This is a genomic window from Flavobacterium collinsii, assembly GCF_902804485.1.
GTDB lineage: Bacteria > Bacteroidota > Bacteroidia > Flavobacteriales > Flavobacteriaceae > Flavobacterium > Flavobacterium collinsii.
The window spans coordinates 1-15,627 of sequence record NZ_CADCST010000060.1; the positions used below are offsets into that span (position 1 = coordinate 1).

General features: G+C 35.4%; 15 protein-coding genes. 12 read left to right on the forward strand and 3 right to left on the reverse strand.

The window, feature by feature from the left end; all coding sequences use genetic code 11:
• The first annotated feature begins 262 nt into the window (after positions 1 to 262).
• From serS to proC, 8 genes are all read left to right on the forward strand, one after another.
• Positions 263 to 1,534, forward strand: a complete 1,272-nt coding sequence (gene serS, locus FLA105534_RS03295) for a serine--tRNA ligase (protein WP_173964626.1) — start codon at positions 263 to 265, stop codon at positions 1,532 to 1,534.
• Between the two features lie 108 nt (positions 1,535 to 1,642).
• Entirely contained in the window at positions 1,643 to 2,467 is an 825-nt protein-coding gene (gene lgt, locus FLA105534_RS03300) for a prolipoprotein diacylglyceryl transferase (RefSeq protein WP_173964627.1), read from the forward strand.
• Positions 2,468 to 2,577: 110 nt separating this feature from the next.
• Positions 2,578 to 4,359: a tetratricopeptide repeat protein gene (locus tag FLA105534_RS03305; protein ID WP_173964628.1), complete on the forward strand. Its 1,782-nt coding sequence runs from the start codon at positions 2,578 to 2,580 to the stop codon at positions 4,357 to 4,359.
• Positions 4,360 to 4,487: 128 nt separating this feature from the next.
• Entirely contained in the window at positions 4,488 to 4,799 is a 312-nt protein-coding gene (locus FLA105534_RS03310; protein WP_173964629.1) for a DUF4286 family protein, read from the forward strand.
• A 118-nt stretch (positions 4,800 to 4,917) separates the two neighbouring features.
• Positions 4,918 to 5,547 (forward strand): hypothetical protein, encoded by a 630-nt coding sequence (locus tag FLA105534_RS03315; RefSeq protein WP_217427683.1) that lies wholly within the window; start codon positions 4,918 to 4,920, stop codon positions 5,545 to 5,547.
• Positions 5,548 to 5,592: 45 nt separating this feature from the next.
• Positions 5,593 to 6,372 carry a 16S rRNA (adenine(1518)-N(6)/adenine(1519)-N(6))-dimethyltransferase RsmA gene (gene rsmA / locus FLA105534_RS03320; RefSeq protein WP_173964631.1) on the forward strand — a complete coding sequence of 260 codons (780 nt, stop codon included), beginning with the start codon at positions 5,593 to 5,595 and terminating at the stop codon, positions 6,370 to 6,372.
• On the forward strand, positions 6,362 to 7,768 hold the full coding sequence (gene mgtE / locus FLA105534_RS03325) for a magnesium transporter (RefSeq protein ID WP_173964632.1): 1,407 nt from the start codon (positions 6,362 to 6,364) through the stop codon (positions 7,766 to 7,768). Before rsmA ends, mgtE begins: the two co-directional genes overlap by 11 nt.
• Positions 7,769 to 8,142: 374 nt before the next feature.
• Positions 8,143 to 8,919 carry a pyrroline-5-carboxylate reductase gene (proC, locus tag FLA105534_RS03330; RefSeq protein WP_173964633.1) on the forward strand — a complete coding sequence of 259 codons (777 nt, stop codon included), beginning with the start codon at positions 8,143 to 8,145 and terminating at the stop codon, positions 8,917 to 8,919.
• 155 nt (positions 8,920 to 9,074) lie between these two features.
• On the opposite strand, the gene nhaA is transcribed toward proC, so the two are convergent.
• Positions 9,075 to 10,217 (reverse strand): Na+/H+ antiporter NhaA, encoded by a 1,143-nt coding sequence (gene nhaA, locus FLA105534_RS03335; protein ID WP_173964634.1) that lies wholly within the window; start codon positions 10,215 to 10,217, stop codon positions 9,075 to 9,077.
• 164 nt (positions 10,218 to 10,381) lie between these two features.
• Positions 10,382 to 11,071 (reverse strand): alpha/beta hydrolase, encoded by a 690-nt coding sequence (locus FLA105534_RS03340; protein WP_173964635.1) that lies wholly within the window; start codon positions 11,069 to 11,071, stop codon positions 10,382 to 10,384.
• A gap of 346 nt (positions 11,072 to 11,417) precedes the next feature.
• On the opposite strand from FLA105534_RS03340, the gene FLA105534_RS03345 reads away from it, so the two are divergent.
• The 4 genes from FLA105534_RS03345 to FLA105534_RS03360 all read left to right on the forward strand — a co-directional run bounded on the left by FLA105534_RS03345 (position 11,418) and on the right by FLA105534_RS03360 (position 13,699).
• Entirely contained in the window at positions 11,418 to 12,365 is a 948-nt protein-coding gene (locus FLA105534_RS03345) for a 2-hydroxyacid dehydrogenase (RefSeq protein ID WP_173964636.1), read from the forward strand.
• Between the two features lie 178 nt (positions 12,366 to 12,543).
• A complete protein-coding gene (locus FLA105534_RS03350) occupies positions 12,544 to 12,927 on the forward strand; it encodes a DUF4234 domain-containing protein (protein ID WP_173964637.1) in 384 nt (127 codons plus the stop codon).
• Entirely contained in the window at positions 12,902 to 13,366 is a 465-nt protein-coding gene (locus tag FLA105534_RS03355) for a DUF2752 domain-containing protein (RefSeq protein WP_173964638.1), read from the forward strand. Before FLA105534_RS03350 ends, FLA105534_RS03355 begins: the two co-directional genes overlap by 26 nt.
• A 57-nt stretch (positions 13,367 to 13,423) precedes the next feature.
• Entirely contained in the window at positions 13,424 to 13,699 is a 276-nt protein-coding gene (locus FLA105534_RS03360; RefSeq protein ID WP_173964639.1) for a TM2 domain-containing protein, read from the forward strand.
• A gap of 66 nt (positions 13,700 to 13,765) precedes the next feature.
• Here the strand turns inward: FLA105534_RS03360 and FLA105534_RS03365 are convergent, their stop codons facing one another.
• Positions 13,766 to 15,568: a GNAT family N-acyltransferase gene (locus FLA105534_RS03365; RefSeq protein ID WP_173964640.1), complete on the reverse strand. Its 1,803-nt coding sequence runs from the start codon at positions 15,566 to 15,568 to the stop codon at positions 13,766 to 13,768.
• Positions 15,569 to 15,627: the final 59 nt, after the last annotated feature.

Below are 15,627 nucleotides of genomic sequence, written 5' to 3' on the forward strand. Positions count from 1 at the left end.
GAAGAGTGAAGAGTGAAGAGTGAAGAGTAAAGAGTAAAGAGTAAAGAGTAAAGAGTAAAGAGTAAAGAGTAAAGAGTGAAGAGTGAAGAGTGAAGAGTGAAGAGTGAAGAATAATCTCTACGCATCTTTGCAAATATTTCGTGTATCTCTGAGTAATAACCTCCGAAATAACTTTAGAATCAACTTTGTCGTAATCTTAGGAAACATTTCCTTAAATTTGCTTCCATTATAAAAAAAATACAATAGTTATAAAAAACAAGCTATGTTACAAATCGCATTTATTAGAGAGAATCAGGAGAAAGTAATCAAGGCTTTAGCAAAACGAAATATCGATGCTAAAAGCGTTGTTGAAGAAGTGGTACAATTAGACGAAAACCGTCGCGCAACACAAGTAGAATTAGACAACACTTTATCTGAATCTAATAAATTATCCAAAGATATAGGGGAATTGATGAAAGCAGGCGAGAAATCAAAAGCTGCAATCTTAAAAGAAAAAACAGTTTCCTTAAAAGAAAAAAGCAAAGAATTGGGTGAAAAAGCAGAAGCTTTAGCTGCCGAATTAACCAATAAATTATATACTTTACCAAATCTTCCAGCTGATATTGTTCCGGAAGGAAAAACACCAGATGACAATTTGAATGTTTTTCAGGAAGGTGATATTCCGGTTTTACACGAAGGTGCACAGCCTCACTGGGAATTGGTAAAAAAATACGATATCATCGATTTTGAACTGGGTGTAAAAATCGCTGGAGCAGGATTTCCGGTTTACAAAGGTAAAGGAGCCCGTTTGCAACGTGCTTTGATCAATTACTTTTTAGATAAAAATACAGCTGCAGGATACAATGAAGTTCAGGTGCCTCATTTGGTAAATGAAGCTTCAGGATATGGAACAGGACAATTACCGGACAAAGAAGGACAAATGTATCATTCAACAATTGATGATTTGTATTTGATTCCAACGGCTGAGGTTCCGGTTACGAATTTGTTCCGTGATGTGATTTTAAACGAAAGCGAATTGCCGGTTTTACATACTGCGTATACGCCATGTTTCCGTCGTGAGGCTGGTTCTTACGGAGCTCACGTGCGTGGATTAAATCGTTTGCACCAATTTGATAAAGTAGAAATTGTACGTATTGAACACCCTGAGAAGTCTTATGAAGCATTAGACGGAATGGTAGAACATGTAAAAGAGATCTTAAAAGAATTGAAATTACCATACCGCGTTTTACGTTTGTGTGGTGGTGATATCGGTTTTACAGCGGCTTTGACTTACGATTTTGAAGTGTTTTCTACTGCACAGGACCGTTGGTTAGAAATCAGTTCAATTTCGAACTTTGAAACTTTTCAGGCCAATCGTTTGAAATTGCGTTTCAAAGACAAAGATGGAAAAAACCAACTGGCACATACCTTAAATGGAAGTTCATTGGCATTACCAAGAGTTTTAGCCGGAATTATAGAAAATTACCAAACCCCGGAAGGAATTGTAATCCCGGAAGTGTTAAGACCTTACTGCGGATTTGATATTATAAATTAAGATTGAAATAAAGTTTACAGTCGCAGTCACAATGTTCAGTTGCAGCCTCAGTTTGAGGTGAATTGCATTGAACACTGTGACTGCGACTGAATACTAAAAAAGTGGAAGATGAATGGGATTTTGAATTGGGACGTAGATCCCGTTATTTTTTGGATAACAGATAGTTTTCCGTTGAAATATTATGGTGCTTTTTTTGCCTGTGGGTTATTACTGGGCTACGCTATTGTACGAAACATTTACAAAAAAGAAAATCTTTCGCTGGACAATCTCGATAGTTTACTCGTTTATGTAATTGTTGGGACAATTTTGGGAGCACGATTAGGGCATTGCTTTTTTTATGAGCCATCCTATTTTTTACAACATCCGATAGAGATTCTGCTACCCATTCAGAAAGTGGCTGGGGTTTATAAGTTTGTTGGATATCAAGGTCTGGCAAGTCATGGAGGGTCAATAGGTGTTTTAATTGCAATGGTTTTGTATTGTCGAAAATATAAAGTTAAGTTTTTATGGCTTTTAGATAAAATGGCAATTGGGGTTCCGGTTACGGGAGCTTTTATCAGATTTGGGAATTTTATGAATTCTGAAATTTATGGAAAACCAACCAATGGAAACTGGGGTGTTGTTTTTCAAAGAGATGATATGATCCCAAGACATCCAACACAGCTGTATGAAGCATTTGCTTATCTGTTGATTTTTGTAATTTTGTATGCGATGTACAAGTCAGAGAAAATTCGAAAAGCTGACGGATTGATCTTCGGATACTTCTTAATATTATTGTTTCTTGCCAGATTTATAATTGAGTTTTTCAAGGAGAATCAGGAAGCCTTCGAGAATAGTATGCCAATTAATATGGGACAAATACTGAGTATTCCTTTTATTCTGATTGGTTTAGGATTGATTGTTTGGAAGTCTAAGAAGAATGTTCTTATTTAGTTTACACTCGCAGTCTTCAGTTTCAGTTTATACGGAATAATGCAACTGTAAACCGTGACTGAACACTACAAGTGAGAACTGCGAATGAATACTGAAAAAAAAGCTAAAATATGAAAAACATCATCATCTATATTGTTTTGTTCTGGTCTACTTTCGCATTTTCACAGAATGAACAGCTTGCGCAGTATTATTATGATAAAGGTGATTTTGAAAAAGCTAAAATCAGTTACGAAGAGCTTTTAAATAGTGCGCCGTCCAATACACAGTACTTTTTAAGGACGATCGATTGTTATCAGCAGTTACAGCAATTTGAGGTAGCACAAAAAGTAATTCAGGATCGTTACAATAAATACAAACAAGGCGTTTTTTTAGTAGAGTTGGGGTATAATTTTCAACTGCAAAAAAACGATATCAAAGCCAAAAGTTGCTACGAACAGGCGATCGAAAAAATCAAAACCAATCCGAATGATGTTTATGGAGTGGGTAATTCTTTTGAGAAAAAAGTATTGTTGGAATACGCTTTACGGGCTTATGAGACGGCAATGCTGGTGCAGCCTAATTATAATTTCAATTTTCAAATCGGAATGTTGTACGGGCAGTTAGGGAAGACCGATCAGATGATTGATTTTTTACTGACGGAGTCGTATAAGAACCCGCAGAATGCCAATTTAATTCAGACACAGTTATCTCGTTTCATGAATGGCGAAACCGATAATACTGCTTTTAAAGACGCCATGCGTAAAGCATTGATCTTGAAAACACAAAAAGATCAGGATGTGTTCTGGAATCATTACCTAAGCTGGTTTTATGTACAGCAGAAAGAATTCGGTAAAGCTTTCATTCAGGAAAAAGCAATTTACAAACGAGAACCTGAATCGCTCTCGAGCATTGTTAATTTAGGGCAGTTTGCATTGAATGAGGATGACACCGAAACAGCGGAAGAAATCCTGAATTTTATCCTTCTAAACACCAAGGATCTTGATTTACTCATTCAGACAAATTCGTCTCTGATGCAAATTAAAATCGATAAAGCACAGGAAAAAGACTACACAATGATTAGTGCTGAGTTACAACAATTGCTTACAACCTATGAAATAACTCCTTTTACCTTATCTTTGCAAATAATTCAGGCACATTTCCTGGCTTTTAATCTTAAAAAGACCGAAGAGGCCAAGGAAATTATTAAGAAAGCGCTGGAGTTAAATTTGAATGCTTATCAGCAGGCTGATGCAAAGATGGAGTTGGCAGACATACTGCTTTTAGAAGAGAAGTTCAATCAGGCCTTGATTTATTATTCGCAAATTCAATTGGATTTAAAGAATGATGTAATGGCGCATGAAGCGAGTTTAAAAGCGGCGAAAACGAGTTATTATAAAGGCGATTTCGAATGGGCTTTGAAACAGTTTAAAGAATTGAAAGCGGCAAATACGCAATTAATTGCCAATGATGCGCTGGAGTATTTTTTACTGATTAACGATAATACGGTTGCCGATTCAACACAAACCGCGCTAAAGCAGTTTGCTAAAGGTGATTTTTTAATGTATCAGAACAAAAAGCAGGAAGCAATTGCTCAGTTTCAGGGGATATTGAAAAGTTTTAAAGGACAGGAAATAGAAGCTGTTACAATGTTGCGTTTAGGTAAAATTTACGAAAGTCTGAAGGATTACAATTCAGCTTTGGCGCAGTATCAACAGATTATTGACCATCATGGTGACGGAATTTATGTAGATGAAGCTTTGTTTTTCTCTGCAGAAATTTACGATGATGAATTGCATGACGCAGAAAAGGCGAAGCCATTATATGAGAAGGTAATTTTTAATCATCAGGATAGTATCTATTTTGTTGATGCGAGAAAGAAATACCGACAGTTAAGAGGAGACAAGAATTTGTAAATGCCAAAAAGCAAATTCCAAATTCCAAAAAAAAAGAGAATTAGCAATACGATGATTTGTTTTAAGGATTTAGTAGATAAAAACACTCAGAACCTTAGAATCTTAGAATCTCAGAACCTTTAAAGAGAATGATTATTTACAACGTTACCACCAATATACACGAGAGCGTTCATGACCAGTGGTTAAAGTGGATGCAGGAAAAACACATACCTGAAATTTTAGCTACACAGAAGTTTTCTTCGGCAAGAATTGTCAGAGTAATGATAGAGGAAGAAATGGGCGGAATTACGTATTCTGTTCAATATGTTACAGACAGTAAAGAAACTCTGGAGCGTTATTATATCGAAGATGAACCAGGGTTTCATAAAGAAGCACTAGGATTGTTTGCAGATAAAATGCTTTCTTTCAGAACAGAGTTAGAAGTGATTTCGGAACATTAATTTTCAGTTTTCAGTTAGATTAAATGTCCAATTAGAATCATTAGGTCTTTCTGAATAATTAAAAGAAGTATATTTGCAAAAATTAATTTTTAATTGTGCTTGTCTACCTAATTTTTTTATGAAAAACCTACAAATAAAACTTGTTTTATTCTTGTTGTTAAGTCTAAATGTTTGCTGCCAAAGCAAAGAGGAAGAGTCAACTTCTATCATTTTACAATTTAATGAATTTAGAGAAATTGAAAAGACTTCGAAAGAAATCTTAAAAAATATCGCGGAATCTAAATATGAAGTTATAAAAGTAAAAAACGAGGAGCAGCCTAAAGACTTTGGGCTAATAGCCGGTTTTGCAACACAGATTTATTCTAGTGGTAATGAAATTAATGATTATATAGATGAGATTAAGTCAGGAATCTCTGAAGAAGATTGTTTTGTAACGAACGACACAGCACTTTATGATGAATTCGTCAAACAAAAATATACTATATTAAAAAATAAGATAGATCTTTTTTATAAACAGAATAAAGTAATTATATCTTCAAAACGTTATGCTAGTTTTAAAGAATATAATGAAACATTTAATACAAATAAAATGTTTGTAAATAAAAAAGATGAAAAGATAAATTATTTAAACTTTAAATTTGGCTACAAAGCTAATATTGGGCTGCTGACAAGTTTAGAAAAAATTCAGTTTGAAGTTGTTCATTTTCAATATATGTTCATGAATGATAATATTGGATCTGCTTATTAAAGTATACGTAAGTTAATTAATAAGAGCAGGAAACAAAAAAAGAAAATGGAAAAAGTAAAAGCCAAAAAACATTTAGGACAACACTTCCTGAAGGATGAAAGTATCGCCAAAGCAATTGCAGATACCTTAAGCCTTAACGGATATGATGAGGTTTTAGAAATAGGACCGGGTATGGGTGTGTTGACTAAGTATTTGCTTGACAAACCAATTAATACACATGTGATCGAGATTGATACCGAATCAGTGGCGTATTTAGGTGAAAATTATCCAAAATTAAAAGATAAAATTATCTCTCAGGATTTCCTGAAATACAATATTAACGAGGTTTACGAGAACAAGCAATTTGCTATTATTGGAAACTTCCCTTATAATATTTCAACACAGATTGTTTTTAGAACTTTAGAATTTAAACATCAGATTCCGGAGTTTTCGGGGATGTTTCAAAAAGAAGTTGCAGAACGAATCTGCGAGAAAAAAGGCTCAAAAGCATACGGAATCTTATCCGTTTTGGCTCAGGCTTTCTATACTACTGAGTATCTGTTTACGGTAGATGAAAACGTTTTTATTCCTCCGCCCAAGGTGAAATCGGGTGTGATGAAAATGACCCGAAAGGAAGACTATAGCCTTCCATGCGGAGAAAAGTTGTTTTTCACAGTAGTGAAAACGGCTTTTCAGCAAAGACGAAAAACATTACGTAACAGTTTGAAAACATTAAATTTAACCGATAAGTTGCGAGAAGACACTATCTTTGATAAACGTCCTGAGCAACTTAGTGTAGAAGAATTTATTGCTTTGACTCAAAAAATAGAAGCCGATGGAGTTTAAAATCAGTAAAGAGCTAATTAAAAAAATTGCTCAACTCATCCAAGCTAAAAATAATAAGGAGCTTGAAGTTTTATTAAATGACATGCACCATGCGGATTTCGCTGAAATTCTGGATGAAATTGACATTGATGAAGCGACTTATATTTTTAAAGTTTTAGATAGCGAAAAAACAGCCGAAATTCTTCTGGAATTAGAGGATGATTTGCGTGAACAAATCTTAAACAGACTTTCGCCAAAAGAAATCGCTGAAGAGCTGGATGAACTTGAAACCAATGATGCGGCAGATATTATTGGAGAACTTTCAAAAGATAGAAAAGCAGAGGTAATCTCGGAGCTTCAGGACGTAGAACACGCAAAAGGAATCGTTGATTTATTGCGTTACGACGAAGATACTGCCGGGGGTATCATGCACAAAGAGTTGGTGAAAGTCAACGAAAACTGGAACGTATTGACTTGTGTAAAAGAAATGCGTATTCAGGCAGAAAATGTTTCCAGAGTGCATTCTATTTATGTTGTTGATGATGAAAACAGACTTAAAGGCAGATTGTCGCTAAAAGATCTATTAACAACATCGACCAAAACGCAGATCTCAGATATCTATATTAGAAAATTGTATTCTGTAAACGTAGAAACACCTGATGTTGAAGTCGCCAGAATGATGGATAAGTACGACCTGGAGGCAATTCCGGTGGTAGACGAACTAGGACGTTTAGTGGGCCGAATTACGATTGATGATATTATTGACGTCATAAAAGACGAAATCGAGAAAAGAGATACCGAAGACATTCAGAAATTTGGAGGATTAGAAGCTCTTGAATTGCCATACGTTCAAACACGTCTTGGCGAAATGGTCAAAAAAAGAGCCACTTGGTTAGTGGTTTTGTTTATAGGTGAAATGTTTACAGCTTCGGCGATGGGCTTTTTTGAAGGTGAAATTGAGAAAGCAGTAGTTTTAGCCCTATTTGTTCCGCTTATTATTTCGAGTGGAGGTAATTCCGGTTCACAGGCAGCAACTCTTATCATTCGTGCCATGGCATTGAAAGAACTTACCTTAAAAGACTGGTGGTATGTAATGAAGAAAGAGATCGCATCAGGTTTTTTATTGGGCGCTATTCTGGGTATTGTTGGTTTTATCAGGATTCTGGTTTGGCAGCAAACCGGTCTTTATGAATATGGAGAACATTGGTTAACAATTGGTTTGACCGTTTCTCTTTCTTTAGTTTTTATTGTTTTATGGGGAACGCTTTCAGGATCTATGATACCCTTTTTATTGAAAAAACTTAAACTGGACCCCGCAACTTCATCAGCGCCGTTTGTGGCTACTTTAGTCGACGTAACGGGATTAGTTATTTATTTTACGATTGCTTCTTTGCTATTAAAAGGGAAGTTGCTGTAAGAATAATATAGATGCGTAAATTTTGTGGAAGATTTATTCATTGCAACCACAAAGTTCAAGAAAGTCGCTTGCGATTTTGAGAAAGAGTTGTTTACTAATATTGTCTATAGAGGAACGCGGATTAAACGGATTCGCTATCGCGAAAACACGGATTAAAACGGATTTTTAAAAATAATAAATTCGTTTTAATCCGCGTTCCTTTAGCAAATTGTTAGATAGTATAAGCCTTTTAGAATAACAGAAATGATTCCTGACTTTTAGATTTTTGCCACAAATTGATAGATTACAGTGATTTAAAATCTGTAAAATCTACGTAATTTACATGCGGAAAAGGAGCTATTAATCAACCAAAAATAATTCAAAAAACAACCAGTATGAAAATACACATTATAGGCGGAGGAAATCTTGGGGTTTCTATTGCCTTGGGAATTGTCAAATTCTCTAAAGACAACGAGGTTACCGTCACAAGAAGAAATACGGCCAGTATTCAGTATTTAACAGAGTTTGGGATTACGGTTTCTTCGGATAATAAACATACTATTCAGGAAGCTGATGTGGTTATTTTAACCATAAAACCATATCAGGTAGATGTTGTTTTGGCGGAAATTTTACCGGTTATAAAAGGAAAAACAATTGCTTCGGCCGTAAGCGGACTATCTTTAGATATGCTTCAGTCTAAAACCAATAATGAATTTGCGGTAGTGCGAATTATGCCCAATATAGCAGCACAATTTGGTGAATCGGCGACCTGCATCTCTTTTCCTGAAAAAGACAGAGAAAAAGCATTGCCAATTGTTGATTTGTTTCAGGATCTGGGAACTGCTCCTGTTATCGATGAAAAATTAATGGATGCGGCAACTGTACTTGGTGCTTGCGGAACCGCATATGCCCTTAGATACATTCGCGCCTCTATGCAGGCAGGTATTGAAATTGGATTTGATTCTAATACTGCTTTAGCAATTGCGGCTCAAACGGTCAAAGGAGCAGCGAAAATGTTACTGGAGGAGAAAGTACATCCGGAACAATTAATCGACCGTGTTACGACGCCTCAGGGCTGTACAATTGTAGGTTTGAACGAAATGGAACACAACGGTTTTAGTTCGTCTTTAATAAAAGGAATTAAGACTTCTTTGAAACAAATTAAGGGTTAGGACAAGGAAATTCCAATATTAAAAATCCCAAATTCCAATTTACTAAAACTTGGAATTTGGGATTTTTGTTTTTATGCTATTTCGGTTTTTGTTATTTCTATTGCAAAGAAATGTATCGTTAATCAAAATAGTGTTGGAATTTTTAATATTGGAATTTAAACATGTTTTCTGCTTACCGTATACTTAAGATAAACTAATCCCAAAAGACCCGAAAGTACGGAAGCGATCAGAATAGCGATTTTAGAGAAAATAATGGTTTCCGGATCTTTAAAGGCTAGGATGGTGATGAAAATAGACATGGTAAAACCAATTCCGCCCAGCATGCCGGCACCTAAAATATGAGCCCATTTTAAGTTTTTAGGCAAACTGCATAATCCAAGACTTACACCAATAGCTGAGAAAAGTAAAATTCCTAAAGGCTTACCAACCACTAAGCCCAGAATGATTCCATAGGTATTAGGATGATTTAAACCTTCATGCCAGTCTGATTCAATAGCGATGCACGTATTGGCAACAGCAAACAAAGGCAAGATGAAAAAGGCAACAGGTTTGTGCAAAAAGTGCTGCAGTTTGTAGGAAGTGGAATTTTCGTCACCATTTCCAAACGGAATTACAAAAGCCAGTATAACACCCGTAATCGTAGCGTGAACACCTGAGTTTAGCATGAAATACCACATTATGACACCTCCAATTAAATACGGAATCAGGTTTTGAACTTTCATACGGTTCAGTATAAATAAGAAGATCCAGATTCCCAGAGCAATTGCGAGATTTACAAATGCTATTGAGGTGGTGTAAAATATGGCAATAACAATTATAGCACCGAGATCATCAATAACAGCTAAAGCCGTTAAAAAAACCTTTAGCGACGAAGGAACTTTCTTCCCTAAAAGAGATAAAATTCCAATTGCAAAAGCAATGTCAGTTGCCATTGGAATTCCTGCTCCGTTTTGAGTTGCTGTTCCAAAATTTAAAACCAGAAAAATAGCCGCAGGAACCAGCATCCCACCCAAGGCAGCCACTATGGGTAAAGAAGCATTTTTAATATTAGACAATTCACCGTGATAAATCTCCCTTTCTAACTCTAACCCAATTAATAAAAAGAAAATAGTCATCAGGCCATCATTAATCCAGTGCGTGATGGAATGTCCGTTGATTTCTTTTTCCCATAAAGCAATATATTCGGTTTGAAAAGACGAATTGGCGAGGTAGAGAGATATTATAGTGACAAAAAGCAAGAGTAGTCCTCCTGATTTTTCGTTGTTGAAGAAGGCTTTAAAAGTTTTTGTTAATTTCATTTTTATTAAAGTTCAGAGAATTTAGAAGCGATTTTTTTGAGGCTTATATTTTCAAAGTTAAAAAAAAACTAACGAATAAAAAATTAAGAGGCTTGGTGTTGGGGTTTAGGATTGTCTTATAACCAAAAAAAACCGCCAATCTGATTGGCGGTTTGGAGTGTTTTTTAGAGGGTTGCTGCTGCTTCTAATATTAAGGCTGTCACTTCTTTAGGATGCGATGCCAAGGAGGCATGTCCTGCATCTAAGCGAATGATTTTTTTAGGATTGATTCGCTCTGCCATTTCTTTTTCTGTTTCTGGCGGAATCATATTGTCGAAATTGGAAATTTGATACCAACTTGGTTTTGTTTTCCATGCCGGTTCACCTGCGATATCTCCAAAGCATTGGCCATGGATAGGTTTTTGTGCCAGTGATAAGATCAGCGTCGACTCTTTGTCCAGATCTTGAGCAAATGCTTCGTGAAACTCATCGTACTTGATCCATAAAAAACCTTTTGGATCAGGATAAATACTGGCTCCGCCTGATCCGGGTCTGCGTCCTAATAGGGCTCCCAGACTATCTCCTGCATCAGGAGCAAATGCGGCTATATAAACTAAACCTACAACCTTGTCATGATGCCCTGCACCTGAGATTACTGCTCCTCCGTAAGAATGCCCCACCAGAAGTACTTTTCCTTCCTGTGCATCTATCAGATCCTGAGTTTTATTAATATCATCTTGTAAAGAAGTCAATGGGTTTTGAACGCTTCGTACTTTATATCCCTCTTTTACTAATCCCGGAATTACATGTTGCCAATGTGAACCATCTCCCCAAGCGCCGTGAACCAAAATAATAGTTAAATCTTTTGTTGCCATAATTACTGATGTTTAATTGATTAAAATATAATTGCTTATTTAAAACTCAATGTGTGATGAAGCAAAATGGGGACTGTTATTTTCTAAATTTAAAATGATTCATAAAAGTATGAAATTAAATAATTTGATAATGTTAAGATTTTGAGAACTTTAGTGTCTAAATGCTTTAATACCAATGGTGAATGTTTTTGTTTTGGAACTCTAAATAAATAAGTAGGTAATTTCTTTAAAATAGTTTTTCTATTTGTATTTTAAACTTTTTAAGATTAGATAGTAGAAACAGCATGCTTAAGGGACGGCTTAAATAAAGAATAAGCTGTATTTTTGTTTTATAAAATAGCATACAATGAGCATAAAAATTCTTCATATTGATAGCAATCATCCAATTTTATGGCAACAGTTGGAAGATGCCGGTTTTGAAAACTACGCTGACTTCAAATCTTCTAAAGAAGAAATTGAAGCAAAAATCCAAAACTATAACGGAATCGTGATTCGGAGTCGCTTTAAAATTGACAAAACTTTTTTGGATCATGCCGCCAACTTAAAGTTTATTGCCAGAGTCGGAGCAGGTTTAGAAAGTATCGATTGCGAGTATGCCGAAACAAAAGGAATTCATTTGATTGCTGCTCCCGAGGGAAATCGCAACGCGGTTGCAGAACATTCACTTGGAGTGATTTTGTCGTTGTTTAACAATCTGAATCAGGCAGATGCCGAAGTAAAAGCAGGGCATTGGAACCGTGAGAGCAATCGGGGTCATGAACTTGATGGTAAAACGGTTGGAATCATTGGTTATGGAAACATGGGAAAAGCATTTGCTAAAAAACTTCGAGGCTTTGAGACCGAAGTACTGTGTTACGATATTTTAGATAACGTAGGAGATGAAAATGCAAAACAGGTTTCGTTAGCAGAATTGCAGCAAAAAAGCGATGTGCTGAGTCTGCATCTTCCATGGACTCCCGAAACCGATAAAATGGTTAACGGAAATTTTATAAATGCTTTTGCAAAGCCATTTTGGATTATAAATACCTCACGCGGTAAAAACATTGTAACGGCAGACTTAGTCGAAGCAATGAAAGTTAAAAAAGTATTGGGAGCCGGTTTGGATGTTTTGGAGTATGAAAAATTATCTTTTGAGACCTTATTTCAGGAAGAAAGTACTCCCGAGGCGTTTAAATATTTATTGGAATCCAAAAATGCTTTGCTAACGCCTCATATTGCCGGCTGGACTTTTGAAAGCCACGAACGATTGGCACAGGTAATTGCAGACAAAATAAAAGCGGTCTTTCATACATAGTTTATTGGTGAAGAATAATGATTTAGCGCTGTTTTTACAATTAAATAACGAGTCTTTTCTGTAGAATTTTAGCCTATAATTAGTTTTTAAAGTTAATTTTTAATAATATTGTTTCTAAATAGGGAGGAACCGAAAATCCGAAGAGTAGGACATAACCAATTAATTTTAACTAGTAAAAATGGAAAACGATTTAAAAGAAACGTCTAATAATTTTAATGAACCAATTCCGGTATTCAAAGTAGATCCTGTTATGGTGTTGCTTTTTGGATTTTTAACATGCGGATTATACTTAATTTATTGGAACATTAAAGTATCTGAGGTTTTAAATGCCGTTGCAGGTAAAGAAGTTATCTCACAGCCGATTGCAATTTTTGCAGGATGTTGTACACCTGTAAACATTTATTTTTATTACTTGGCTGGTAAAGAAGCATTGCCAAAAGTTTATCAAAGAACTGGGGAACTTCAAAAAGACCAATCAACTTTATTAATTGTTTTAGGGTTCTTTTTCCCTTTTGCAGCAGCAATGATAGTACAAGGTGATATCAACAGATTATACAAATAATAGTAGAACAAAACGTAAAATTTACGGAATTATCGGTGCAGCAATTACACTGATAATTCCGTTTTTTTTAATGCTTGACAATCATAATGACCATCTGGAATCAGATCAGTCATTTTGTCCTTTTAAAATGGTAACCGGTTTTCCTTGCCCGGGTTGCGGAATTACCAAATCATTGGTTTATTTCTATCAGGGTGACATCTATAAATCTCTTAGTTACCATATATTGGGGCCTTTTGTTATTGTGTTCTGCTGGCTTACCATCATTATACTGACAACTGAACTTATTACTAAAAAAGAATATTTTACAGGGCTTTTGTACAATAGAAAATTAGCCTACAATATGGCTTACTTTTTAGCTTTTTATCATTTGATACGATTGGTTCTTTTTATTAGAGAAAGTTCTTTTGATGATATTTTACATCAGTCGATTTGGTTTTAAGCCTTAGAATTCCATCCTCATAAAGTTGAATTAGCATAACTAAAAAACACTATAAAAATGGAAAACAGTAAAACAGAACATTGGAATAATCCTCCGGTTCGTCGTGAAGAGAATAAAAAAGTAGTTGCGGGAATCTTAGCAATTTTGTTAGGTGCTCTTGGTATTCATAAATTCTATTTGGGATATAATAAGGAAGGAATTATCCAGCTTATTCTTGGATTTGTATTCGGAATTGGAGGTATAATAGGTATTATAGAAGGAATAATCTATCTTACAAGAACTGATGAAGAGTTTTATCAAACTTATCAGGTTGGTCAAAAAGGCTGGTTCTAAGTCGTTTTAAAGCATAAAAAAATCCCATTTTAAAGATGGGATTTTTTGTTTGTATAGATGATGCAATTAATCTTCTTTCTCCGATAATTTGCGTTCTAATTCTATCTGAAATTCTTCAATAACAGGTTTCATTGTGCTTTCAGGAATATCCGCTATTCTGATATACATTAAACCATCTACGGCATTGTTGAACAAAGGATCGACATTAAAGGCAACTACACGGGCATTTTGCTTGATGTATTTCTTAATTAAAACAGGCAAACGTAAGTTTCCTGGTTCCAATTCGTCGATAATCTTATCGAATTTGTTCAAGTCAGACTCGGCTTCATCGAAGATAAAGTCTTTATCAGCGTCTTTTAATTTTACTTTGTATGCTTTTTTCGGGTGAATGTATTGAGCAATATAAGGATCGTAATAGTTAGACTTCATGAACTCAATCATCAACGATTTTGAGAAGTCAGAAAATTGATTACTGATACTTACACCGCCAAGTAAATACTTGTGTTCCGGATAACGTAAGGTCGTATGAATAATTCCTTTCCACAACAGGAATAAAGGCATTGGTTTTTGCTGATATTCTTTGATGATAAAAGCACGACCCATTTCGATCGATTTATGCATCATATCGTGTAATTCCGGTTCAAATCTGAAAAGATCCGTTAGATAAAAACCTTCAATACCGTGTTTCGGATAGATTTCTGAACCTAATCCCATTCGGTAAGCACCTGCAATTTTTTTGGTTTCGTCGTCCCACAAAAACATGTGGTGATAGTATTGGTCGTATTGATCTAAGTCAATAGATTCGTTGGTTCCTTCACCCACTTCACGAAAAGTGATTTCGCGTAAACGTCCAATTTCGTGTAAGATGTTTGGGATCGACTTGGCACGGGCAAAAAACACTTCGTAGTTTTTACTCTGTAATAACCTGCAATCGCTTTCTCTTAACGCATTGACTTCGTCAATCATTTTCGATTCATTTGCCGGTGTTGCAATTTTTTTAGGTGCTTTCGGGATTTTTAAACTTGCGGTGTCTAATAATTTGCTGTCTTTCTCAAATGGATTGGCGAGCATGTAAGTCTTCTTTCTTAAAAACTCAGAATAGTCCTCAAAAGATTCGATTTCGTTTTGTTCGTTTACCGAGATTGGTTTTCCAATACGAACTTTAATAACACGATCTTTTTGCGTTAGTAATTCCGATGGCAATTTTGCAGTACGTAAAGTATCGTCAATCTTAGAAAGCCAGTAAAACAACTTACTGTTTTTGGCGTGGAAGTAAATAGGTATAACCGGAACTTTGGCTTTTCTGATTAGCTTCAAAGCGCCTTCTTCCCATGGTTTGTCTACCACTAGTTTTCCATCTTTGTAAGTCGAAACCTCTCCGGCCGGGAAAATTCCCAACGGTTTACCATCACTTAAATGGCGTAAGGTTTCTTTAATCCCCACCACACTTGATTTGGCATCCTTATGATTTTCAAAAGGATTGACAGGCATAATGTATTTTTTTAGCGGAACAATTCTATGTAGTAAAAAGTTGGCAATGATTTTAAAATTTGGTTCTCTTTCAAGCATCAATTTTAAAAGCAAAATACCGTCAATTCCGCCCAGAGGGTGATTTGAAATGGTAATATAGGCGCCATCTTTCGGTAAACGTTTTAAATCTTCTTCCGGAATTTCAAATTTGATTTCCATCTCATCCAAAATTCCGTTTAAGAAAGCAACATCCTCTAAATGCTTATTATGATCGTAAATTTTATTAAGGGTAGATATCTTAAGAACTTTCATAAGAATCCAGCCCGAAAAAGTACCCAAAACTCCGTACTTATCAACATTTATCGCTTTTGCAACTTCTTTCGCGGTAACTAAACCCATGTACTATTTTTAATTTATTAGAGCAGCGAACAAAGATAACAAAAAACTCTACTTTTCGC

Excerpts from the sequence above, each read along its gene's own strand:
- mgtE (WP_173964632.1), top strand. The coding sequence starts at position 6,362 with ATGGAGTTTAAAATCAGTAAAGAGCTAATTAAAAAAATTGCTCAACTC.
- FLA105534_RS03305 (WP_173964628.1), top strand. The coding sequence starts at position 2,578 with ATGAAAAACATCATCATCTATATTGTTTTGTTCTGGTCTACTTTCGCA.
- FLA105534_RS03340 (WP_173964635.1), bottom strand. The coding sequence starts at position 11,071 with ATGGCAACAAAAGATTTAACTATTATTTTGGTTCACGGCGCTTGGGGA.
- FLA105534_RS03350 (WP_173964637.1), top strand. The coding sequence starts at position 12,544 with ATGGAAAACGATTTAAAAGAAACGTCTAATAATTTTAATGAACCAATT.
- FLA105534_RS03315 (WP_217427683.1), top strand. The coding sequence starts at position 4,918 with ATGAAAAACCTACAAATAAAACTTGTTTTATTCTTGTTGTTAAGTCTA.
- serS (WP_173964626.1), top strand. The coding sequence starts at position 263 with ATGTTACAAATCGCATTTATTAGAGAGAATCAGGAGAAAGTAATCAAG.
- FLA105534_RS03345 (WP_173964636.1), top strand. The coding sequence starts at position 11,418 with ATGAGCATAAAAATTCTTCATATTGATAGCAATCATCCAATTTTATGG.
- FLA105534_RS03310 (WP_173964629.1), top strand. The coding sequence starts at position 4,488 with ATGATTATTTACAACGTTACCACCAATATACACGAGAGCGTTCATGAC.
- FLA105534_RS03365 (WP_173964640.1), bottom strand. The coding sequence starts at position 15,568 with ATGGGTTTAGTTACCGCGAAAGAAGTTGCAAAAGCGATAAATGTTGAT.
- proC (WP_173964633.1), top strand. The coding sequence starts at position 8,143 with ATGAAAATACACATTATAGGCGGAGGAAATCTTGGGGTTTCTATTGCC.
- lgt (WP_173964627.1), top strand. The coding sequence starts at position 1,643 with ATGAATGGGATTTTGAATTGGGACGTAGATCCCGTTATTTTTTGGATA.
- FLA105534_RS03360 (WP_173964639.1), top strand. The coding sequence starts at position 13,424 with ATGGAAAACAGTAAAACAGAACATTGGAATAATCCTCCGGTTCGTCGT.
- nhaA (WP_173964634.1), bottom strand. The coding sequence starts at position 10,217 with ATGAAATTAACAAAAACTTTTAAAGCCTTCTTCAACAACGAAAAATCA.
- rsmA (WP_173964631.1), top strand. The coding sequence starts at position 5,593 with ATGGAAAAAGTAAAAGCCAAAAAACATTTAGGACAACACTTCCTGAAG.